Source organism: Microbacterium sp. SA39 (assembly GCF_000967865.1).
Taxonomy (GTDB): domain Bacteria; phylum Actinomycetota; class Actinomycetes; order Actinomycetales; family Microbacteriaceae; genus Microbacterium.
This window is the reverse complement of record NZ_JXRU01000034.1, coordinates 76,079-96,322: the sequence shown is the minus strand read 5'-3', so window position 1 is coordinate 96,322 and position 20,244 is coordinate 76,079. Positions and strand designations below refer to the sequence as shown.

The following is a 20,244-nucleotide window of genomic DNA, read 5'->3' as shown; positions in this document are numbered from 1 at the left end:
ACCGGAAGGGCCGCGGTCCCGTGTCGCACGGGGTCGCGGCTCTTCGTGTGGCACGAGTGGACGCGACGGCGGGAGTCGAACCCGCAACGCCGTCAGATATGAGCTGAGGCCCGGGACCGCCCGGATCGCCGCGATGGGGATGACGTTACCCGGCCGTGACCTGAATGACCAGGATCGTTGCCTGAGATAACCCGATGAGTCGGACGATGACGTTCCCGGTCGCGCCGCGTCGGCGGATGTCATCCGGAATATCGGTGTACCGTCTCGGGCATGTTCCTTGCCGTCGACACCGCGACCACCGGGCAGAAGACGCATCGCTACCTTCGACTGTCGCTGGTGTTCGTCGTCTTCGCGCTGCTGGTGAGCGTGGCGATCGAGACCGTGGTCGTGTCGTGGGAGCCGTTCGCACTCGGCTGGGACCCGCTCCCCTCGCTGAGCCACTACTTCTACACATCCGCCCGGAGCGTGTTCGTCGGCACGCTCATCGCGGCATCTCTCGCGCTCCTCGCCCTCTCCGGACGCAACCGCGCGACCGTGCTGCTCGACATCTCGGCGATCTTCGCGCCGCTGATCGCGCTCATCCCCACGGGCATCGACGCCGATCGCCCCGTCGACGCACTCTCCTGCCCCGGTGAGACCGAGTGCATCCCCGCGCCGTATCTGGGGGATGTACGCGCCGGGGTCGTCGCCTACCTGGTCGTCGTCCTGACGGTCGTCGTGGCGATGGCGGTGATCCGGCGCACGATGAGGATTCGGGTGCCCGGTGCTGGCCTCGTCTCGGCGATCGCCGTCGTGACAGCGGTCGTGATCGCGGTGCTGGCCTTCGTCCCGGCCCTGAACGCTGACTTCCCGTTCAACTTCTGGCCCTTCCCCTCGAGCATCCACTTCCTCGTGACGCTTCTCTTCTTCGGCACGTTCGCCGCCGTCCCCGTTCTGATGTCGCGAGAGCCGCTTGACGAGGGCGAGACTCCGCCATCGGAGCGACAGAAGACCGTCTACCGCTGGGTCACGCGGCTGATGATCGCGGACCTGCTGCTGCTCGTCGCGGCGTTCGTCCTGCGCGACCAGCTGCGCGGATTCCCCGTCGTGCTCATCGGCGAGGTGATCGCGCTCTGCCTGTTCGCCTGGTTCTGGTGGGTGCAGACCTTCCAGCGCTGGAAGAACGAGGATCCGCCGGGGCTGGCCGTCGACCTCACCCCCGCGGAGCCGGTTCCGGGCGATCCAGCGCCCTGAGCATCCGCTCCACCGCCTCGCGGAGTTCCGCGCGCGCCGGCTCGGGGAAGGTCATCGAGTACTCGACGCCCTCGGGGATCCAGAGGTACGCATACATCGCCTCCCGCCAGTCCGAGCCGCCGATCGGCCAGCGGGTGTGCGTCGCATCCTCGGCCGTCGCACCCTGCGCCCAGTGACCGAAGTACTCCTGCATCTCGGCGAGCGACAGCTCCATGACCGCGTCTCCTTCGAGCTTCTGCGGCGACCACGACGATGCGACGAGCACGCGCTCCTCGATCTCGGCCTCGGTGATCTCGCGCCGGGTGAAGAGCACCCGCGTGTGCTCGACCGCGTCGATGCGGTCGACACGGAAGGTGCGCCAGTCGTCGCGGTCGAGGTCCCAGCAGAGCAGGAACCACTTGCGCCCCGACGGCGCGAGCGCGTGCGGCTCGATGCGGCGGATGCTCTCCTCCCCCGTGGCATCCACGTACCGCAGGCGCAGCCGCTCGGTGTCGCGGGTCGCGAGGGCGATCTCGCCGAGCACCACGGGCGAGACGACCGGACCTTCTCCGATACGCGGCGCCTGCACGGATGCGGCGAGCGCGTTCACGCGACGACGCAGCGCCTGCGGCAGCACCTGTTCGAGCTTCGCGAGTGCGGTGAGCGTGACCTCGGGCCCGCCGACGAGCTGCTGCGTCGCCGCGACCCGCAGCCCGATCGCCATCGTCACCGCTTCGTCGTCGGTGAGCAGCAGCGGCGGTACCGCGCTCCCTGCTTCGAGCCGATAGCCGCCGGCGGCACCGGGAGTCGATTCGACCCGATAGCCGAGTTCGCGGAGGCGATCGACGTCGCGGCGCACCGTGCGCTCGGTGATACCGAGGCGCGTGGCCAGTTCGGTGCCCGGCCAGTGTCGATGCGTCTGCAGCAGGTTGAGCAGGGCAAGAGCGCGGGTGGTGGTGTCGGACATGTCTCCAGATTGTCAGATGATGCGGACAGAATCTGTCCGGGTTGCCTCTTATCGTCGGAGCATGTCGAACGAAACCATCATCGAAACCGAAGGCCTCACCAAGGTCTTCACCGTCAAGAAGAAGAAGGTCGAAGCTGTCACCGACCTCTCCTTCACCGCGGTGCGCGGCGAGCTCGTCGCGTTCCTCGGTCCGAACGGAGCCGGCAAGTCCACCAGTCTCCGCGTGCTCACCACCCTCATCCCACCCACGGCCGGCACGGCCCGCGTGGTCGGCCACGACATCAGGACGGATGCCGCGGGCGTGCGCGCCCGCATCGGCTACGTCGGACAACTCACCAGCGGCAGCTTCTCGCAGCGCGTGCGCGACGAGCTGCTCAGCCAGGGCTCGTTCTACGGGATGTCGAAGCGTGACAGCGCGCGGCGGGCGGACGAGCTCATCGTGTCGCTCGATCTGTCGTCCTTCGCGACGCGGAGCGTGCAGCAGCTCAGCGGCGGACAGAAGCGCCGACTCGACATCGCCCTCGGGCTGATGCACGCGCCGCCGCTGATCTTCCTCGACGAGCCCTCCACCGGTCTCGACCCGCAGAGCCGGGCGAATCTCTGGGAGCACATCCTCGACCTGCGCACGCAGCACGGCACGACGGTGTTCCTCACCACGCACTATCTCGAAGAGGCCGACCGCTACGCCGAGCGGGTCATGGTCATGGACAAGGGGCGCATCATCGCCGATGACAGCGCGACCGCCCTGAAGGCGACGCTCGCCGGCGACGTGCTCACCTTCGGATTCGCGGATGCCGCTGCCGCAGCATCCGCCCGTCCGGTGGTCGCCCGCCTCAGCACGGCCGAGGTCACGCTCGACGGCGATGCCATCTCGCTCGCCGTGCCGGACGGCGACCGGCTGCTGCCGATCGTCGTGCGCGAGCTCGACGCGGCGGGGATCTCCGTCACCCGGGCGACCGGTGTGCCGCCCACCCTCGACGACGTGTTCCTCGCGTTGACGGGACGCACCCTGCGGGAAGCCGGCGAGGGGACGGATGCCGAAGCCGAAGCATCCGCAGTCGATGCGGCGACCGCCGCTTCCGCATCCGAGAACCACGAGACATCCGATAACCGCAGGACAGGAGTCCTCTCATGACCGCCATCGACACGCTCGTGCGCCCGAACCTCGCGCGCGAGACCAGGAACGTGCTGACCCGCGAGCTCAAGCCGGTGCTGCGCGACCCGTTCACGCTGATCTTCAGCCTGCTGCAGCCCCTGGTCTTCCTCGGGCTGTTCGCTCCCCTGCTGATCGGAGACTCGGGTGAGCCGGCGGGCGAGACACTCGCCTGGTTCGTGCCGGGCGTGCTCGTCATGATCGTGCTCTTCGGCACCGGCGCGACGGGCTCGAACCTGCAGTACGAGATGATGACCGGTTCGCACGAGCGCACGCTTGTCGCCCCGCTCGCCCGTTCGTCGCTGCTCGTCGGCCGCGCGCTCAAGGAGATCACGCCGATCGTCGTGCAGGCGCTCGTGATCGTGCTGATCGCCTGGCCGTTCGGCTTCGCCGCCGACATCCCCGGGCTGCTGATCGGTCTCGCGCTGCTCGCCGTGTTCGGCGTGGGCCTCGGATCGCTGTCATACTCGCTGGCGCTCGCGACGAAGGACCGGGAGTGGCTGTTCTGGGGCGTGCAGCAGGCGCTCATCTTCCCGCTGCTGATCCTCTCGGGGATGCTGCTGCCGCTGGACGACGCCCCGGAATGGATGCGCGCGGTCGCGGCGGTCAACCCGGTGAACTGGGTCGTGCAGGCCGAACGCGCGCTGTTCTCCGGAGACCTCGGCGATCCGACCGTGCTCTGGGGCTGGGTCTCTGCGCTGGCTGTGGCGGTCGTCGGACTCGTGGTCGGAGTGCGGGCGATCAAACGCAGCAACTGATTCGCCCGTGAGAAGAGGCCAGGACACGCCGTGGGGTATTCCTCCGCGCCGCGTGTCCTGGCGTCTCTCGCGTCTCCGCTAAAGGCTCAGCGCCGGATCGAGTCGTGGAACGGGTTCGGCTCGAGCGTGAAGTCGCTCGACGCGTCGGCCCAGGTGCCGCCGTCGGGAGATTCACGGCGTCGCCGCACGGCGGACAGCACGCGCGTCGCCGGAGCACCGACGGTCAGAGCCAGGTTTCCGCTGAGCGAGCGGTCCTCTCGCCCGAGCACGCTCGCCCGGTGCCACGCGTCATGCAGCATCCCGGCCCGTGCAGACGGCACTCGCCGAGCCGGCAGCGCGCCCGCCCGGCGCATCGCCACGAGCTCCTGCACGCGCTGCCACCAGTTCGACTCGGACTCGGCGTGAAAGTAGTTGTCGCGGAGCCAGTCCGGGTGCGGATGCCGGAACCGGCCGGCCACGACCTCGTTCCGGCCGCCGAGCAGGCCGCTGCCCACGAACACCGTGTTGAGGAGGCTCTTACTCACCCCGAAGGAGTCGAGGGCGATGACCGGGACGCCGAGGGCCGTCGCCTCGATCGCCGCGGTGGAGCTCACCGTGACGAGACCGGCTGCGCTCTCCAGCGCCGTCGCCATCGAGTCGTACGAGTAGCTGAGGTTACGCGGCCGGCGGCTCGGGAGGAGCGCCGTGTAGGGGTCTCGTTCGAGATGCGTCTCGGACTCCCCCGGGCGAGAGCGCAGCTTCACCACGACGCGGCGGTTCGGGTCGGCCTCCGCCGCACGTACCAGCATCGCCGCGATCTCGGCTCGGTGCTCGTGCGCGACCGGTACGAGGGCCTGCGCCGCGAACACGACGTCGGTGGCCGGTCGTCGGACGGCGGTCGGCTGCTGCGGCCGCTCGGCCACGGCGACGCCACCGCCACCCGCCGCGAGCGCGTCGATGCTGACCCGCGCCGGGCGCAGCATCCGCTGACGTCTCCTCGCGAACGGCAGGGTGGCGAGCGCGGTCGACATCGAGACGCCGATGTGTTCGCCGAGCTCGGCGAACGCGCGCTCCTCGCGGTGGGAGTGCACCACGAGCAGATCGGTGTGCCGGCGGTAGTCCAGCGCTCCGCGCTGCGCGGGGATCGCCATGCCGGGGAGGCCGGAGACGGTCACCGGGCGGTGCGTCAGCGAGTCGATGACGCGTCCCATCAGCCGGACGAACGGCCCGCGACCCGCGAGCAGCACCACGTCGGGGCGCTGCCCCTCGAGCCACCCCGCCGTCTCGGCGAAGCTCACCCGGGTGATGTCCTCCGGCTGCAGGCCCGTGCCCGCGACCGCCGTGCGCTGCTGCGCGACACTCGCGGTCAGTGGCGTGCGCACCAGGAGGAGGTGAGGCCGGAGTCCCGGGACCGCGCCGAGGAGCGCGGCCGACCACTTCACGAAGGAATCGGCATCCGCGATCGCGACGACGCGGATGCCCGCGGCATCCGTCATGCGGGGATGCGGCGGAGCTTCGCCATCGGCGCGCGCTCGCTGTCGAACACCCGCTTGACGCCGTCGCCGAGCGCCTTCTCGATCACGCGGATGTCGCGAACGAGGTGCTCGAGACCGGCCGGCTCCAGGGAGGCGGCGTGGTCGGAGCCCCACATCGTGCGGTCGAGCGTGATGTGGCGCTCCACGGCGACCGCCCCGAGGGCCACCGCGGCGAGCGAGATCTGCAGTCCGCGCTCGTGGCCGGAGTAGCCCACCGGCACACCGGCGTAGCGGTCCCGGAGCGTCGAGATCACCCGGAGGTTCGCCTCTTCCGGCTCCAGCGGGTACGTCGAAGTGGCGTGCATCAGCACCACGCGGTCGGTGCCGAGCGTGTCGAGCGCGCGATCGATCTGCTCGATCGTCGACATCCCGGTCGAGAGGATGACGGGCTTGCCGGTCTCGCGCAGGGCGACGAGCAGTTCGGTGTCGGTGAGGCTCGCCGAGGCGACCTTGTGCGCGACGACGTTGAGCTCCTCGAGGAACCCGACGCTCGGAACATCCCACGGCGAGGCGAACCAGTCGAGACCCAGCATCGTGGCGTGGTCGCCGATCTCGACGTACTCGTCGCGGCCGAACTCGACGCGGCGACGGTAGTCGAGGTAGGTCATGGTGCCCCACGGCGTCTCACGCGGGACGTCGCGCATGTGCTCGGGCGTGGAGATCTCCGGGGTGCGCTTCTGGAACTTCACCGCGTCGGCGCCGGCGCGGGCAGCGACGTCGATCAGGCGCTTCGCGATGTCGACGTCGCCGTTGTGGTTCAGGCCGATCTCTGCGATGACGTAGGCGGGACGGCCTCCGCCGATCACCCGCGAGCCGATGCTGACAGTCATGATTCCTCCGGTCGTCGAACGGCCTCGAGAGGCCCTTCCCTCCTGGGTACGCGCCGGGGGTGAACACCGTGCGTCCGGAGGGTTACCGGCGGCGGTCAGCTCGACAACACCCGTTCGACGAGTTCGCGGACGGCGCCTTCCCCGCCACGACGACGAAGGACGACACGCGCCTCCTCGAGGACCAGCGGATGCGCGTTCGCGACGGCGATCGGCCAGCCCACGAGGCGCATCGCGGCGAGGTCGTTGACGTCGTTGCCGAGATACGCGATGTCAGCGAGGCCCACTCCGTTCTCCCTTGCCCAGTCCGTGAGTGCTGCCGCCTTGTCGTCGATGCCGTGCAGCACCGGGACCCGGAGCTTCTCGGCGCGGGCCCGGACCACCGCATTGACCTCGGTGGAGAGGATCAGCATCGGGATGCCGGATCGCCGGAGCAGGGCCACCCCCATGCCGTCTTCACGGCTGACGCGCACGCGCTCGCCTCCATCGGCGTCGACGATCGCGGTGTCGTCGGTGTGCACGCCGTCGAAGTCGGTGACGACGGCACGGACCGGGATCGACTCCGGCGCCTCGTGGAGCACGGCCAGGGTACGGGCGATGCGGAGCTGCTGCTCGTCGTCGATCTCGATCGCGGTCCACTCGGGAACCTCGGCCAGACGGATGCGACCGAAGAACCGGTGGCGATGCTCGCGGAAGCCGTCGGCGCGGAACACATAGAACGCGCCCGTCTCGAGGTGGTGCGGCTCACGATCCTGTCGCCGAGGGCGATGCGCCGCATCGTGGTTGATCGCGACAGCAGCACCGGCGTCGTCACGGCGCCAGAGGAATCCGTAGGTCTCGAAGGCCGAGAAGACGCTGTCGGCGCGATCGGCACGGACGTCGTCGACCGCCGCCGACAGGGCGTCGCTCGGGATGAACGGGGACGTCGCCTGCAGGAAGGCCACGATGTCGACCTGCTCGCCCTGCGCCTCGAGCTCGTCGAGGGCATGCAGGATCGCGCTCTCCGAGGTCGCGGTGTCGCCGGAGATCTCTGCCGGCCGGCGGACCACCTGCGCGCCCGCGGCCCGGCTCACCGCCGCGATCTCGGCGTCGTCTGTCGACACGACGACCAGATCCACGCCCTCGGCGGCCAGCGCAGCCCGCACCGCGCGCTCGATCAGCGGGATACCGCCGACTCGCTGCACGTTCTTGCGCGGCACCTGCTTCGATCCGCCGCGCGCGGGGATGATCGCCACCGTCCGTAGCTCTGCGTCGTGTCCGGGCACTGAGCTGTTCGCGATCGTGCTGTCCGCCATCGTCATCTCCCTCGAATCACTCGCCACGCACGTCGCACGCGCCGCTGGGCGCCGATGACCGTGAGTCGCCACTCCTCGACCCTGCCGATCCCTCCGGCCGGGCGCAGCACGCGATGCAGCATCCGCTCCTCCGGGGCGCCGGGCAGACGCAGCGCAGACAACCGCTCCGGCGCGAAGTACCGATCGCGCTCGACCGGATCGAGGCCGTGCAGGAGAGCCTCGGCCCGCCCGCGCAGATGCCCCGCGATCTTCGGCTGCATCGCGTAGCCGACGGCGTCGACCAGCAGCTGCAGTCGTTCCGGATCAGCGTACGGCGAGTCCTCACGGGTGAGGGCGTCGACGATCGTCGCCGGGATGCGGTTGCTGTTCTCGAACGGGGACAGCGCGCGGAGCACGGCCTCGGTGCCCGCCGCCCCGATCTTGCGGCCGAAGAGCGCGCGGACAGTCGGCAGGGCGGTGGAGAACCCCGCGACGACCGCCACCGCGTCGAGCCTTTCCGCGAGCAGCTCCGCGGCGAGCGCGCCGCGGTACTCGACGAACTCGATGCCGTGCCCTTCGGCACGCGCGCGCACCGCGTCGGTCAGCAGCGGCGGGGCCGCCGGATGCGGCTTGAAGACGATGCGCCGTGGCGACCAGCGGGCGGCTCGGTCGATCATGTCTCGCTGGAGGGCGATCTCCGCCGCGGGAGTCATGAGACCCAGCGCCGAGAGGTACTGCCCGAGAACCAGCACGGTCGGAAGATCCGAATCGAGCGCGGCATCGTTCTTGACGGCATCCGTCTCGAAGAGCACCGCCCGGAAGCTCTCCGGCGGCACGGGGACGACCTCGGCACGCGGCGATCCGACGAGCGGACGCACCCCGGGGACGACGTCGGCGTGCACGACCCGCTCGATGCGGGCGGCGACCGTGTACGGCAGCCGCACCCGCATCGGCGAGTAGGTCATCAACCCGTCGCCGATGATCGTGATGCGCGCATGCGGGAACAGCGACATCAGCGTGCGGGCGGGGGCCACCTGCGGACTCTGCACGAACAGCTCGAGATCGTGTGGATCAAGACCCCAGGCCCGGGTCAGCAGCCGTTCGAGGACCGGGAGATCGCCGATGGCCGGCTCCCAGGAACTCGGATGCAGCGGGCCGAGGACCGCCTCGAGTTCCTCCACGCGATCGAAACGCTGCCGCAGCGAGCGCAGAGCCGGATCCGCGGCGATCCCGACCGTGGTCTCAGGGACCCGCGAGGAGGTGAACGGCACGAGGACGCGATCCGCGCTCTTCACCGACGGGTCGCCGAGGAGCCCCGCGTCGATCGCGGCGGCGGCGGTCGCAAGACCGTAGGCGCTGTGCAGCGCGAAGAGCTGGGTCATGCCGCCCACCCCGCCTGACGCAGGATGCGCGCGAGAACGCGGCGGCGCGACCCCTCGAATCTCGCGAGCGCATCGCGCACCTCGGGGGCGGGCAGTCGGCCGAGCATGTCACGGATGCCGGCGCGCATCTCGGCGCGGAGGGCCGGCCGCATGCGGCGAGCACGCACGAGGTGGCGGGAGCTCAGGGCCAGAGCCGTCCACACCGCCTTGGCACGGAAGCGTTCGGCCTCGTGATCGTGTTCGACGATGTCGAGCACCTGATCCATCGCGGTCACGAAGTCGAGCTGGCGGCGGTCCCGCGCCTGCGTCAGCGAGGTCGCGACTCCGCGGCGGTAGAGCAGAGCGGGAGCGTCGACGACCGCGAACGATTCGGCCTGCAGGTGCAGCTTCCAGATCCACGGCCGGTCCTCAGCCGTGAACAGCCCGGGAGGGAACGCGGCCAGGCCGCGATCGATGATCCGGCGATGGAAGATCCCTGCCCAGGCGAAGGGATAGTCCACCATCGTCCGCTCGTCCTCGGGGAGGATGGCCTGGCGCGGCGATGTGGCCTGCTCACGCCACGGGTGCGGGGCGCGGACGATCGCACGGCGCCCCTCGGTCACCGTGACGTGGTCGGTGCGCAGGAAGTCGCAGCCGAGGGCTGCGAGTCGCGAGGTCAGCACCTCGAGCCGCCGCGGCTGCATCCAGTCGTCGCCGTCGAGGAAGCAGAACGCGTCGCCCTCGACATGCGCGAGGCCCTGGTTGCGGGCGCTGGCCAGGCCGCGCGGCTTCGGATTGCGGATCACCTCGGCGCTGCCGAAGCGCTCCGCGTACCGCTGCATGAGCGTTCCCGTGTCGTCGCGCGAGCCGTCGTCGATCGCGACGAGCTTGAGCGCGGCCGGGTCGTCGAACTGACGGGTCAGCGTCTCGAGTGTCGTCCCGATGTACGCGCCGGCGTCTTTGGCGGGCAGGATGACGGTGACGAGGGGCGTGCGCACAGATCTCCCGGTGGTCGGCGGTGAGCCGCATGGTCTCAGGCGTTTCTTGCCTGTCGGGGACGCGGAGGTGAACGCGCGGTGTCTCGGGCGTCGCGCTCGTCAATCGAAGATCTGAGACGTCGCCAGCAAGCGGTACTCGAGCGACTCCTTGAGCAGGTCCTCATGCCGCCCTGACGCCAGGACCTCTCCCCGTGCCACGACGTGGATCTCGTCGGCACGACGCATCGTCGACAGACGATGCGCCGCCATGATCACCGTGTGATCTCCACGCAGCCGCTCCAACGTTGTATTCAGGTGACCTTCGTTCTCGCCATCCATATTGGCCGTGATCTCATCGAGGAGCAGCAGCGGGGTCTTGCGGAGCAGCGCCCGAGCGATCGCGATGCGCTGCCGCAGACCGCCGGAGACCAGAACGCCGCCGGTGCCGATCTGGGTTTCCAGGCCGTCGGGCAGGTCGCGTACAAAATCCGACAGGTTCGTCTTCTCCAGCGCATCCCGCATGTCGACGTCAGTGGCGTTCGGCGCCCCGTAACGCAGGTTGTCCTCGATCGATCCGCTCATGACGGGTGAATCCTGCTCGACGAAACCGATGAGACCACGTAGCTGCGGGAGCGGCAGCTGCGAGATGTCAGTCCCACCGATGGTGATCTCCCCGGAATCGACGTCGTACAGGCGTGCCAGGAGCGTAAGGATCGTCGACTTGCCTCCACCCGACTGCCCGACCAATGCGACGCACGAGCCACGCGGGACGTGAAGATCCAAGCCATCGAGAACACGTACGGTGCGCCGCCGGGGATAGGAGAAGCTCACGCCCCGCAGCACGACCTCGACGCCGAGACCATCACGGTCCGGGCTTCGCTCGAGCGGGGGTACGACCCGAGGGGTCGGCAGGGGGGCATCCAATTCGACGTCGATCGCCTCCGTTTCGATGTCCAGAACCTCATCGACGCGGGCGAGCGCTGCGCGCGCGGCTTGGAAGCTGGTGAACGACGAGAACATCGATGCCATCGGAAAGACGAGATAGAGGAGGTACAGCAAGAAGGCGATCAGGTCGCCAAGCGAGAGCTCGCCGGTCGCAACTCGAGCGCCTCCAATCCACAGCACGACTATCAATGCGACCTGTACGGCGACCGTCGTCGCGGGCGAGAGCATCGCTTCGAGTTTCGCCAGGCGGACACCGGCCGACAGAGTCTGATCAAGGCTCTCACCGAGCCGTTGTGCTTCCCGGGGTTCGGCGTTGTTCAACTTCACCGTGCGGACGCCTCGCAGAATGCTCTCCAGCCCGGCGCTGAGGCGGCCGAGAGCAGTCTGCGACTGCATGGTCGCGAGCATGATTCCGGTGGCGACCAGGAGGAGGATGACGACCGCACCGGCGAGGCAGGCAAGCGTGACCAGGAGCAGGAGTGGGCTGATGAACAGCATCAGCACGACCGCACCGACGAAGACGACGATCCCCGAGACGAACTCGCTCAGGCTGGTCGCGATGGCGCCGCGGATGGCACCCGTGTCGGCGTTCACGCGCGAGATCAGGTCGCCGACTTCAAAGCGCTCGTGGCTCGCGACGGGCCAGCGCAGAAGACGCCCGACCATGGTGCGCCGCAGAGCGAAGACGATGCGCTCGCCACTGCGACCGAGAAGATACGTCAGGAGTGCCCCGAGGGCGGCCTCCAAGACGAACAGGACCACGATCACCGGAACGAGCCCGCCGAGGCTCTCGCTCCGTTCGAAGCGGTCGAAGGCGTCACGTACGACCAGCGGCTGTACGAGCGAGACGGCGGCCGCGATCACACTCAGCAGTGTGGCTGCGGCGATGGTCCCTGCCGCCGGCTTCATCAGTGCGAAGAACCTCGTCACCGAGACTTCGCGCGATGTCGGCGGGTGTGAGGTCATGCACGTCAGGTAAACAGCAGTGCTGCGGCATAGCAATATACGAGTGAGAGTGAAAGTCTTCGGCGCCGGTTCGCATCGCGCGATCCGATCGGCGACGATGGTCAGCATGCTCTGGCCTTTCGGATCGATCTGGCGCCCCGTGCGCCAGAAGCGCCGCGACACCGTGGATCTGCGCTGGCTCAGCGCCCGCTCGTGGACGCAGCGCTGGTACCCGCAGGGGATCGACCTCGGCCTCTGGCGGGGGCACCGCACCCTGGCCGTGAGCTGGTTCCGGCAGGACCGCAACAGGAAGCACCTCGCGTCGCGCGTCGCCTTCGTTGACCTGGAGCGCTCGCGACACCTCGACGTGCTGCTCGCCGTGGAGGGCGATGACGGCGAGCTCGCGCCCGCTCCGATCCACGCCGGCGGACTCGCCTGGTTCGACGACCGCCTGTTCGTCGCGGCGACCGGACGCGGCATCTGGGAGTTCGACCTCGCCGACATCCGCCGCGTGCGCGGCTCCGAGGCCCGCCGTCTCGCCGGCTCACGCGGGCGCGGCTGGCGGGCGACCGCGATGGTCGCGGTGCGCACGAAGGTGCACCCGGTGGATCTCCGCTGCTCCTACCTCGGGCGGGTGTTCGACGAGAACGGCGAGCCGCTGCGCCGGGTCCTCATCGGCGAATACCGCACCGACGACAAGGGGCGGATCGGAGAGTTCGCGATCCCCGACGGCGACGATGCGCGCTTCGAAGGGGTGGAGGCGCACTTCTCCCCCGGCATCCGCTCGATGCAGGGCGCGGTCCGGTGGGGCGACAAGCACTTCGTCTCGCAGTCGGATCGGATGCGTCCCGGCATCCTCTGGCGCGGCCGGCGCGATGCGCTGGAACGTGACCCGGTCTCGCTGCCGGTCGGATGCGAGGACCTCGCGCTCGACCTCGACGAGAAGCTCCTGTGGTCGCTCGGGGAGCACCCGTGGAAACGGGTGGTGCGGGGCATCCCGTTCAGCCGCCTCGGCATCGACGGCTGGGGGTCGGGCCGGTCGGTCGGAGAGTCGGAGAGCTCATAGCCGGCGAACGTAGACTGTCCGGGTGAAGAAGCCTGCGCCTTTCCTCGTCTACACCGTGCTGCGGCTGCTGGCGTTCCTCCTGCCGCTCGCGATCCTGTGGTTCTTCTTCCCGATCTTCCGCGAGTTCTGGTGGCTGGCCGCGATCTTCGCCGCGCTCATCGGCTTCAGCATCTCGCTGCTGTTCCTGCGCGCGCCGCTGACCGACGCGTCCACGCGCCTGGCTGAGCGCCGCGCGGGCCGCACCTCTTCGAGCCAGGCGGATGCCGAAGCCGAAGACGACGCGATCGACGGTGACCCGCGAGTCTGACGCTCGATCTGGCTGCTTCGTGAGGTGAGCCCGTTCACCGGCGCACATGCCGACCTCAGCCGACGAAGGCCCAGAAGAGCGCACCCGCGTACAGCAGCGCCGTGAGCGAGGTGAGCGCGAGGGCGATGACCAGCTCTTTCGGCTGCCGGTAGGTCCACACGATCAGGATGGCGGGGAGCCCCGCGAGCAGTGCCAGCAGCGCGATCCAGGCGATCGGGAACAGCAGGGCGAGGAAGATCGCGATCCCGAAGGGCGCGAGCACGAAGAGCGTGAACAGCACCTGGGTCGCGCGACGGCCGATCAGCACGGTCAGTGTGCGCTTGCCCACCTCGCGGTCCTGGTCGATGTCGCGGAGGTTGTTGGCCAGCAGCACGGCGCAGGCGAACAGACCGGCGGCGATCGCTCCCAGCCACGCCTGCTGCGGCAGCTCGAAGACCTGCACCCACGTCGTCCCGAGGGTGGCGACCAGGCCGAAGAAGACGAACACGAAAACCTCGCCGAGACCGAAGTATCCGTAGGGGCGCTTGCCGCCGGTGTAGAACCAGGCCGCGACGATGCATGCGGCTCCGACGGCGAGCATCCACCACTGCTCGGTGCGCACGACGATCGCGATGCCGACGGCGGCGGCGAGGGCGAAGAAGATCAGGCCGATGATGAGCACGGTGCGCGGCTTCACGCGGCCGGAGGCCGTGAGGCGCGCAGGACCGACACGGTGCGCATCGGTGCCGCGGATGCCGTCGCTGTAGTCGTTCGTGAAGTTCACGCCGATCTGCAGCAGCACGGCGACCGCGAGGCAGGCGAGTGCGATCACCCAGTGGAATTCGGGCCCGGTGCTGCGCGCGGCTCCGGTGCCGATGACGACGGGTGCGATCGCGAGCGGCAGGGTGCGCAGGCGCGCGGCGCCGATCCAGTCGGATACGGTGACGGGCCCCGCTTCGACGACCGCACGCTTCGCCGGATCGCCGATGCGCTTCGCCGGGTTGCCGCTGGTGCGCGCCGGGGTGCGCTTCGTGCTCGTGCTCTTCTTCTTGCGCTGTGAGGATGCTGCCACGCTGGGAATCCTACTGGCCGCGTCGATGCGGGCCCTTCGACAGGCTCAGGAACGCACTCGATGGGTCGCTGAGCTCGTCGATGCGTCACGGATTCGGGTTGGTGTCCTTGCCGTCGAGCCAGAGGGTGTCGGAGGCGTCGCCGTGGGATCCGCCCGTGCCGACGTGCCTATCGCTGATCTTCGGGCCCTTGAGGATGACGTGCACCATCGCCTGCGCGTGGCCGTGCCCGAGGCTGTAGTTCTCCTTGAGCCAGTTGAGGACGACGGTGGACTTCGTGGTCTCGTCGAAGCCCTGCTCCTTGGCGAGCGCGATGAACTGCCGCGGAGTGAGGCCGGTCTGGGTCTCGACCTTGTCGAGGTATGCCTGGAAGGACATGGTGCTCCTGGTGCTCAGTCCTCGTCGAGGAACGTCTGGATGATGGTGGGTGAGGCGGGTTCGGCGGCTCACCGGGCCCGAGTTGTGCGGCCATCCCGAAGTTCTGCGGCCTCGTGCGCTGGAAAAGGCCGCCGAAGTTGGGATTGGCCGCAGAAGTTGCAGGCCGGCGACTACGCCTCGGTCGCGAGTGGGATGATCGGCCGGTGCTCGTAGTAGGTCTGGAGCACCACGGTCGTGCGCGTGCTGACGTTCGCGGCCGTGCGCACATCGCGGACGAGCTCCTCGAGCGCGCGAGGTGAGGCAACGCGCACGAACAGCATGTAACTGGCGTCGCCGGCGATCGAGTGGCAGGCCTCGATGGCATCGAGATGCTCGAGCAGTTCCGGGGCGTTGTCGGGCTGAGCAGGGTCGAGGGGCGTGATCTCGATGAACGCCGACAGCGGCGTGCCGACGAGCTCGGGGTTGAGGATCGCCCGGTAGCCGGCGATCACTCCGCGGGTCTCGAGGCGGCGGAGACGCGACTGCACGGCAGAGACCGAGAGGCCGATCGCCTCGGACAGCTGGGACAGTGTCGCGCGGCCGTCGCGCGCGATCTTCGCGACGATCGCGCGGTCGACAGAATCATCCATGGATGTAAGATTATCGTCAGCAATCCGTTATGACCGGAAAGTTTCCGGCATTCCTCAGGATCGGAGGTCCCGATGTCCATCATTTCCGCCAACAGCTCCGCTGCACAGGCCATCGTCGGCGAACCCGAGGTCGTCGAGGATGGGTCCCTGAGCCTGTCGAAGGGCGCCGAGCAGTCTGCGGCCTGGGCACAGCTGAAGGATGCCGCGATCGCGATCCGCGAGCTCCAGGTGAAGGACGGCTCGATTCCGAATGCTGCACATCACGTGGCCGCCCGCGAACTCGTCGCCGCGATCACCAGCGGCATCCGCGCCCTGGCCCCGGCGTTCCCCCACGACGCCGAGTACCTCGCAGCGTCCGTCGTCGACTTCGACCGCTGGGCGGCCGAGGGCTTCGGGGTGCCGGACTTCCTCGACTCGCTCGTGGCCTTCCAGCCGCAGCAGCACCGTGTCGACGGCATCCGTCACCTGGTCGTGTTCCCGATGTACACGCAGAACGGTTCGAGCGACCGCCTCGTCGAGGCGCTGATCGTCGAGACGATCTGGCCGGAGTTCATCGCCGCGCTCGAGGCCGGCGACTACGGCAACAAGCTGTTCGTCTCGCTGCGCCTGATCGACTTCACCCCCGGGTACGACACGAACTCGGCCGTGCTGTTCCCCGAGACCGTCGCGATGCGCCAGATCCCGTCGTTCACCTGGGGCGCGATCTTCCAGGACCGCGAGGCCGCCCGGTACCGGCGCGTGACCCGCGCAGCATCCGCCATCACCAAGCTCGACCTGCCGGAACGCGCCGCCGCCATGCTCGACGACCAGGCACTGACCGAGCGGGCGTTCGTGATGTGGGACATCATCCACGACCGCACGCACATGCGTGGCGACCTGCCATTCGACCCGTTCATGATCAAGCAGCGGATGCCGTTCTTCCTCTACTCGCTGGAAGAGCTGCGCTGCGATCTGACCGCGTTCCGCGAGTCGGTCAAGATCGAACGCGCGCTGGCTGCACGCCCGGCCGATGAGCTCTCGGCAATCGAGCGGGAGACGCTCGACCAGGCCGGTCTCGTGCAGTACGCCGTGATCTTCGATCGCATCTTCCGCTTCGCGATCACCGGTTCGCGCGTGCGCAACTACGACGGCCTCGGCGGCCAGCTGCTGTTCGCCTGGCTCCATCAGCGCGGCGTGCTGCACTGGACCGACACACAGCTGGCGTTCGACTGGGATGGCGTGCCGGATGCCGTCGTCGCACTGGGCGATGCGATCGACGAGCTGTACTGGCGCTCGATCGACCGCCCGAAGACGGCGCACTGGCTCGCGGCCTACGACCTGGTTCGCAGCGTGCTCACGCCTCACCCGGCGTCGAACTGGGCGCGGGGACTGTCGGACGAGATCCTCTCCGGCGCACCGAAGGGCTACACCGACACGGTGCTGGACGACGAGTTCCCGCTGTCGATGTTCTTCGAGGCGCTCGACAAGAAGATGAAGCCGGTCATCGAGTCGACCGTCGGCATCCGCGGGACCGACGACTGACGTGACTCTCTGATGAGCGAGCAGCGCACCATCGTCCTCGCGGGCGCCACGAGCGCGTCGGGGCTCGCCGTCGCGCGGGCGCTGCTCGCCGACGGCGCCCGCGTCATCGCGACCGGACGCTCGTCGGAGCGCCTGCAACCGTTGGCGGATGCCGGAGCAGAGGTCGTCGTCGCCGACGCCGCGGCGCAGAGCGACATGGCTGCTCTCGCGGAGCGGCTCGGCACGGTCGACGGCGTCGTGTCGCTCGTGGGCGGCTGGCGCGGCGGCGGCGGGCTCGCGGGGCAGTCCGATGAGGACTTCCAGGCCCTGATGCCGGCTCTCGACGCGGTGCGTGCGACGAGCCGCGCCTTCGACGGGGCGCTGCGCGCTGCGGATGCCGGAAGGTTCGCGATCGTATCCTCGACGGCCGTCGCGCGGCCCCTCGCCGGCGGAGCGAACTACGCCGCAGTGAAGGCCGCGAGCGAGGCCTGGGCTCGAGCCGTCGCCCAGGGGTATGCGAAGGCCGCGCGGGATGCCGGGGAGCCGCTGCGTGCGGCATCCGTCGTCTTCCGGGCAAAGGCTCTCGAGCCGGACGCGTTGGCCGCCGCAGTTCTCACGCTGTGGGGTGCGGATGCCGCCGACCTCAACGACCGGATCATCGACCTCTGACGCGGGCTCTGACCCTGCGTCTGTCACGCGCGTTGGCGCGCGGTCACGCGCGGTCGTCGGGCTTCGCCGGCGGCAGTCCGCGGATGGGCGCGGGGGCGTCGAACACGCGGGTCCCCGAGTCGGTGCGCTCCGCTCGGGCGCCGTCGGCTCCGCCGGCCGGTCCGTGTCCCGCCTCGGCATCGTGTGACGGCGCCGCCTCGGCATCCGCCTCGCCGTCTTTCTGCTGCGGCGCCGGGTCGGGGGCCGTCGCGTAGAGCTCGGTGAGCTGACGGTACGAGCGCGTGAAGAAGGCCAGAGTCGCGGCAACCACCATGACGAGTCCGGCGAACAGGCAGATGAGCGCGATGCCACGAGCCTCGCCCTCGCCGAGCAGCCAGCCCCACTGCTGCTGCCCCGCCGAGCTGTCCATGTAGGGGATGATCAGGAACTCGGCGATCGGGGCGATCAGGAACGCGGTGATCGGAGCGGCAGCAGCCTCCATCGCGGCCGCCACGCCGAAGACGCGCCCCTGACGCTCGAAGGGCACGACCTTCTGGATCACGGTCTGCTCGGCGGCCTCGACCGGAGGCACCAGCGCCATGTAGATCCACATGCCGATCACGTACAGCGGCCACCACTCGCGCAGCATGAAGACGGAGCCGAGCAGACCCATCGCGATCACGACGAGCAGCATGGTGCGCATCGGCTTCGGACCGAGGCCGAACTTCGCGACCAGACCGCCGCCGATCAGGAATCCGGTCGAGGCGAACGCGAGCGCGAAACCCCAGGTCTGCGCGTCGAAGAGGGTGAGACCATAGGGGTCCATCAGCGCCATGTAGACGCCGCCGATGAGGTTGTTGAAGGTCGAGAAGATGATCAGGGCGAACAGCCCGGGTGCGAGGCGGATCGCCTGCACGCTGCCTCGGAAGTCGAGAGCGCTCGCCCCGTTCGGGTCGGGCTTCGGCGTGCTCTCGGGAATGCGGATGAAGAGCAGATGCGCGAACGTGACGGCCATCGCGGTGATCGCGATCGCGAGCGTCCACCCCATTCCGAGGAAACCGATCGACAGGCCCGAGAACACGCTCGTCACGAGGAACGCGAGCCCCTGGACCGTGCCGACGAGGCCGTTGGCGTTCACCCGCTTCTCTTCGGGCACCAGCAGCGTCACCGTGGTCGACAGCGCGATGTTGCGCAGCTGCTCGATCACCCCGCCGAACAGGATGAAGGCCGAGAACAGCCAGAACCACGGGCCGCCCAGATCGAGCAGCGACGCTTCGCCCTGCCAGACGTAGAGCGCACCGGCGATCAGGAACGCCGCGGCGGAGACGACACTGGAGAGCAGCATGACCCTGTGTTTGCGATGCCGGTCGACGATCGTGCCGAACAGCATCGCGAAGAACGCGATGAAGAGCATGTACGCGCCGCCGATGATCCCCGTCGCGAGCACCGACTGCGTCTCGATGTAGACCCAGAAGGTGAGGGCGAACCACAGGAAGCTCGTCGTCACGTTCGCGATGAGCGTGTTGACGAGGACGTTGGCGAAGGCGGTCTTCGCTGCGGTGCGCTCCATGCGTACGAGGGTAGGGCGACCCTCCGACATCCGTAACCCCTGCTCGTCCCGAGAGCCTGCGCGGCCCGCCGGGACATAGGCTTGTGCGGTGAGCCTTACGCATGACCCCGCGATCCGGGGATTCGCCAGTGACAACTACTCCGGCATCCATCCCGAGGTCCTCGCGGCGATCGCCGCGGCGAACGGCGGGCACCAGGTGGCCTACGGCGAGGACGCCTACACGGTGCGTCTGCAGGAGGTCTTCCAGGCCCACTTCGGCGAGGGTGTGCAGGCGTTCCCCGTGTTCAACGGCACCGGAGCGAATGTCACCGGCCTCCAGTCGATGCTGCCGCGCTGGGGTGCGGTGATCGCGGCCTCATCCGCGCACATCAACGTCGACGAGGGCGGTGCGCCCGAGAAGATCGGCGGGTTCAAGCTCCTCACCGTCCCCACCGATGACGGCAAGCTCACCCCCGAGCTCATCGACCGCGAGGCGTGGGGCTGGGGCGACGAGCACCGCGCCCAGCCGCTGGTCGTCTCGATCACGCAGTCCACCGAGCTCGGCACCCTCTATTCGGCCGACGAGATCCGCACCATCGCTGACCACGCCCACGAGCGCGGCATGAAGCTGCACCTCGACGGTGCCCGACTGTCGAATGCCGCCGCCGCCCTCGATCTGCCGTTGCGCGCCTTCACCCGGGATGCCGGCGTCGACGTGCTCAGCTTCGGCGGCACGAAGAACGGCGCCATGCTCGGCGAGGCCATCGTGGTGCTCAATCCCGCGGCATCCGAAGGCCTGGCCTACTCACGCAAGTTCAACATGCAGCTCTCCTCGAAGATGCGCTTCGTCTCGGCGCAGCTGATCGCGCTGCTCGAAGGAGACCTGTGGCTGCGCAACGCGCGGCATGCGAACGCGATGGCCGCCCGGTTGCGCTCGGAGGTCGAAGCGGGCATCGTCGACGGCTCGATCCGCGGTGTCTCCTTCACCCAGCCAACCCAGTCGAACGGCGTGTTCGCGACGCTGCCCGACGGCGTCGCCGACAGTCTCCGCGAGTCGTTCCGCTTCTACGACTGGGATGCCGTACGCAACGAGGTCCGCTGGATGTGCAGCTTCGACACGGAGGAGTCCGACGTCGACGCCTTCGTCGCAGAGCTCTCGCGCCTCACCCGCGCCTGACGGTCAGC

Annotated in this window: 19 protein-coding genes and 1 pseudogene; 8 read left to right on the top strand and 12 right to left on the bottom strand. The window is 69.0% G+C overall.

What is annotated here, in order from left to right:
* Positions 1 to 57 precede the first annotated feature (57 nt).
* Positions 58 to 133 (bottom strand): annotated as a pseudogene (locus RS85_RS19505).
* A gap of 137 nt (positions 134 to 270) precedes the next feature.
* Here RS85_RS19505 and RS85_RS10385 point away from each other — a divergent pair.
* Entirely contained in the window at positions 271 to 1,233 is a 963-nt protein-coding gene (locus RS85_RS10385) for a hypothetical protein (protein ID WP_046013381.1), read from the top strand.
* Here RS85_RS10385 and RS85_RS10380 read toward each other — a convergent pair.
* Entirely contained in the window at positions 1,193 to 2,179 is a 987-nt protein-coding gene (locus tag RS85_RS10380) for a helix-turn-helix transcriptional regulator (RefSeq protein ID WP_046013380.1), read from the bottom strand. The genes RS85_RS10385 and RS85_RS10380 overlap by 41 nt on opposite strands.
* Before the next feature lie 61 nt (positions 2,180 to 2,240).
* Between RS85_RS10380 and RS85_RS10375 the strand changes: the two genes are divergently transcribed.
* Positions 2,241 to 3,314, top strand: coding sequence for an ATP-binding cassette domain-containing protein (locus RS85_RS10375; RefSeq protein ID WP_046013379.1), 1,074 nt, complete (start codon positions 2,241 to 2,243; stop codon positions 3,312 to 3,314).
* A complete protein-coding gene (locus RS85_RS10370) occupies positions 3,311 to 4,090 on the top strand; it encodes an ABC transporter permease (protein ID WP_046013378.1) in 780 nt (259 codons plus the stop codon). The genes RS85_RS10375 and RS85_RS10370 overlap by 4 nt, the downstream gene beginning before the upstream one ends.
* Positions 4,091 to 4,176: 86 nt before the next feature.
* Here RS85_RS10370 and RS85_RS10365 read toward each other — a convergent pair whose 3' ends face one another.
* The 6 genes from RS85_RS10365 to RS85_RS10340 form a co-directional block, all read right to left on the bottom strand.
* Positions 4,177 to 5,565 (bottom strand): DUF6716 putative glycosyltransferase, encoded by a 1,389-nt coding sequence (locus RS85_RS10365; protein WP_052703525.1) that lies wholly within the window; start codon positions 5,563 to 5,565, stop codon positions 4,177 to 4,179.
* The gene (locus RS85_RS10360; RefSeq protein WP_046013377.1) at positions 5,562 to 6,434 is read right to left on the bottom strand and encodes an N-acetylneuraminate synthase family protein; all 873 of its coding nucleotides are present in this window, start codon (positions 6,432 to 6,434) and stop codon (positions 5,562 to 5,564) included. Before RS85_RS10360 ends, RS85_RS10365 begins: the two co-directional genes overlap by 4 nt.
* A gap of 95 nt (positions 6,435 to 6,529) precedes the next feature.
* Positions 6,530 to 7,726 (bottom strand): acylneuraminate cytidylyltransferase, encoded by a 1,197-nt coding sequence (locus RS85_RS10355; RefSeq protein WP_046013376.1) that lies wholly within the window; start codon positions 7,724 to 7,726, stop codon positions 6,530 to 6,532.
* Positions 7,727 to 7,728: 2 nt separating this feature from the next.
* A complete protein-coding gene (locus RS85_RS10350; protein ID WP_046013515.1) occupies positions 7,729 to 9,087 on the bottom strand; it encodes a polysialyltransferase family glycosyltransferase in 1,359 nt (452 codons plus the stop codon).
* On the bottom strand, positions 9,084 to 10,064 hold the full coding sequence (locus tag RS85_RS10345) for a glycosyltransferase family 2 protein (protein WP_046013375.1): 981 nt from the start codon (positions 10,062 to 10,064) through the stop codon (positions 9,084 to 9,086). Before RS85_RS10345 ends, RS85_RS10350 begins: the two co-directional genes overlap by 4 nt.
* Before the next feature lie 99 nt (positions 10,065 to 10,163).
* Positions 10,164 to 11,954, bottom strand: coding sequence for an ABC transporter ATP-binding protein (locus tag RS85_RS10340; protein WP_046013374.1), 1,791 nt, complete (start codon positions 11,952 to 11,954; stop codon positions 10,164 to 10,166).
* Between the two features lie 106 nt (positions 11,955 to 12,060).
* Here RS85_RS10340 and RS85_RS19705 point away from each other — a divergent pair, with 106 nt between their 5' ends.
* The gene (locus RS85_RS19705; protein ID WP_160298621.1) at positions 12,061 to 12,999 is read left to right on the top strand and encodes a hypothetical protein; all 939 of its coding nucleotides are present in this window, start codon (positions 12,061 to 12,063) and stop codon (positions 12,997 to 12,999) included.
* 22 nt (positions 13,000 to 13,021) lie between these two features.
* The gene (locus RS85_RS10330; RefSeq protein ID WP_046013372.1) at positions 13,022 to 13,306 is read left to right on the top strand and encodes a DUF4229 domain-containing protein; all 285 of its coding nucleotides are present in this window, start codon (positions 13,022 to 13,024) and stop codon (positions 13,304 to 13,306) included.
* 55 nt (positions 13,307 to 13,361) lie between these two features.
* Here RS85_RS10330 and RS85_RS10325 read toward each other — a convergent pair whose 3' ends face one another.
* From RS85_RS10325 to RS85_RS10315, 3 genes are all read right to left on the bottom strand, one after another.
* Positions 13,362 to 14,357: a 1,4-dihydroxy-2-naphthoate polyprenyltransferase gene (locus RS85_RS10325; RefSeq protein WP_046013371.1), complete on the bottom strand. Its 996-nt coding sequence runs from the start codon at positions 14,355 to 14,357 to the stop codon at positions 13,362 to 13,364.
* 85 nt (positions 14,358 to 14,442) lie between these two features.
* Positions 14,443 to 14,733 carry a DUF4287 domain-containing protein gene (locus RS85_RS10320; RefSeq protein WP_046013370.1) on the bottom strand — a complete coding sequence of 97 codons (291 nt, stop codon included), beginning with the start codon at positions 14,731 to 14,733 and terminating at the stop codon, positions 14,443 to 14,445.
* A gap of 170 nt (positions 14,734 to 14,903) precedes the next feature.
* A complete protein-coding gene (locus RS85_RS10315) occupies positions 14,904 to 15,362 on the bottom strand; it encodes an Lrp/AsnC family transcriptional regulator (RefSeq protein WP_046013369.1) in 459 nt (152 codons plus the stop codon).
* Between the two features lie 72 nt (positions 15,363 to 15,434).
* Here RS85_RS10315 and RS85_RS10310 point away from each other — a divergent pair, with 72 nt between their 5' ends.
* Together RS85_RS10310 and RS85_RS10305 are read left to right on the top strand one after the other, a co-directional pair.
* Entirely contained in the window at positions 15,435 to 16,883 is a 1,449-nt protein-coding gene (locus tag RS85_RS10310; RefSeq protein ID WP_046013368.1) for a DUF6421 family protein, read from the top strand.
* Positions 16,884 to 16,895: 12 nt separating this feature from the next.
* Positions 16,896 to 17,531 (top strand): SDR family NAD(P)-dependent oxidoreductase, encoded by a 636-nt coding sequence (locus tag RS85_RS10305; protein WP_046013367.1) that lies wholly within the window; start codon positions 16,896 to 16,898, stop codon positions 17,529 to 17,531.
* Between the two features lie 43 nt (positions 17,532 to 17,574).
* Here the strand turns inward: RS85_RS10305 and RS85_RS10300 are convergent, their stop codons facing one another.
* Entirely contained in the window at positions 17,575 to 19,080 is a 1,506-nt protein-coding gene (locus RS85_RS10300) for an MFS transporter (RefSeq protein ID WP_082087583.1), read from the bottom strand.
* Between the two features lie 88 nt (positions 19,081 to 19,168).
* On the opposite strand from RS85_RS10300, the gene RS85_RS10295 reads away from it, so the two are divergent.
* Entirely contained in the window at positions 19,169 to 20,236 is a 1,068-nt protein-coding gene (locus RS85_RS10295; RefSeq protein ID WP_046013366.1) for a threonine aldolase family protein, read from the top strand.
* The last annotated feature ends 8 nt before the right edge of the window (positions 20,237 to 20,244 follow it).

Coding starts and splice junctions, on each gene's coding strand:
- RS85_RS10385 (WP_046013381.1), top strand. CDS start 271: ATGTTCCTTGCCGTCGACACCGCGACCACCGGGCAGAAGACGCATCGC.
- RS85_RS10380 (WP_046013380.1), bottom strand. CDS start 2,179: ATGTCCGACACCACCACCCGCGCTCTTGCCCTGCTCAACCTGCTGCAG.
- RS85_RS10375 (WP_046013379.1), top strand. CDS start 2,241: ATGTCGAACGAAACCATCATCGAAACCGAAGGCCTCACCAAGGTCTTC.
- RS85_RS10370 (WP_046013378.1), top strand. CDS start 3,311: ATGACCGCCATCGACACGCTCGTGCGCCCGAACCTCGCGCGCGAGACC.
- RS85_RS10365 (WP_052703525.1), bottom strand. CDS start 5,565: ATGACGGATGCCGCGGGCATCCGCGTCGTCGCGATCGCGGATGCCGAT.
- RS85_RS10360 (WP_046013377.1), bottom strand. CDS start 6,434: ATGACTGTCAGCATCGGCTCGCGGGTGATCGGCGGAGGCCGTCCCGCC.
- RS85_RS10355 (WP_046013376.1), bottom strand. CDS start 7,726: ATGGCGGACAGCACGATCGCGAACAGCTCAGTGCCCGGACACGACGCA.
- RS85_RS10350 (WP_046013515.1), bottom strand. CDS start 9,087: ATGACCCAGCTCTTCGCGCTGCACAGCGCCTACGGTCTTGCGACCGCC.
- RS85_RS10340 (WP_046013374.1), bottom strand. CDS start 11,954: ATGACCTCACACCCGCCGACATCGCGCGAAGTCTCGGTGACGAGGTTC.
- RS85_RS19705 (WP_160298621.1), top strand. CDS start 12,061: ATGCTCTGGCCTTTCGGATCGATCTGGCGCCCCGTGCGCCAGAAGCGC.
- RS85_RS10320 (WP_046013370.1), bottom strand. CDS start 14,733: ATGTCCTTCCAGGCATACCTCGACAAGGTCGAGACCCAGACCGGCCTC.
- RS85_RS10315 (WP_046013369.1), bottom strand. CDS start 15,362: ATGGATGATTCTGTCGACCGCGCGATCGTCGCGAAGATCGCGCGCGAC.
- RS85_RS10310 (WP_046013368.1), top strand. CDS start 15,435: ATGTCCATCATTTCCGCCAACAGCTCCGCTGCACAGGCCATCGTCGGC.
- RS85_RS10305 (WP_046013367.1), top strand. CDS start 16,896: ATGAGCGAGCAGCGCACCATCGTCCTCGCGGGCGCCACGAGCGCGTCG.
- RS85_RS10300 (WP_082087583.1), bottom strand. CDS start 19,080: ATGGAGCGCACCGCAGCGAAGACCGCCTTCGCCAACGTCCTCGTCAAC.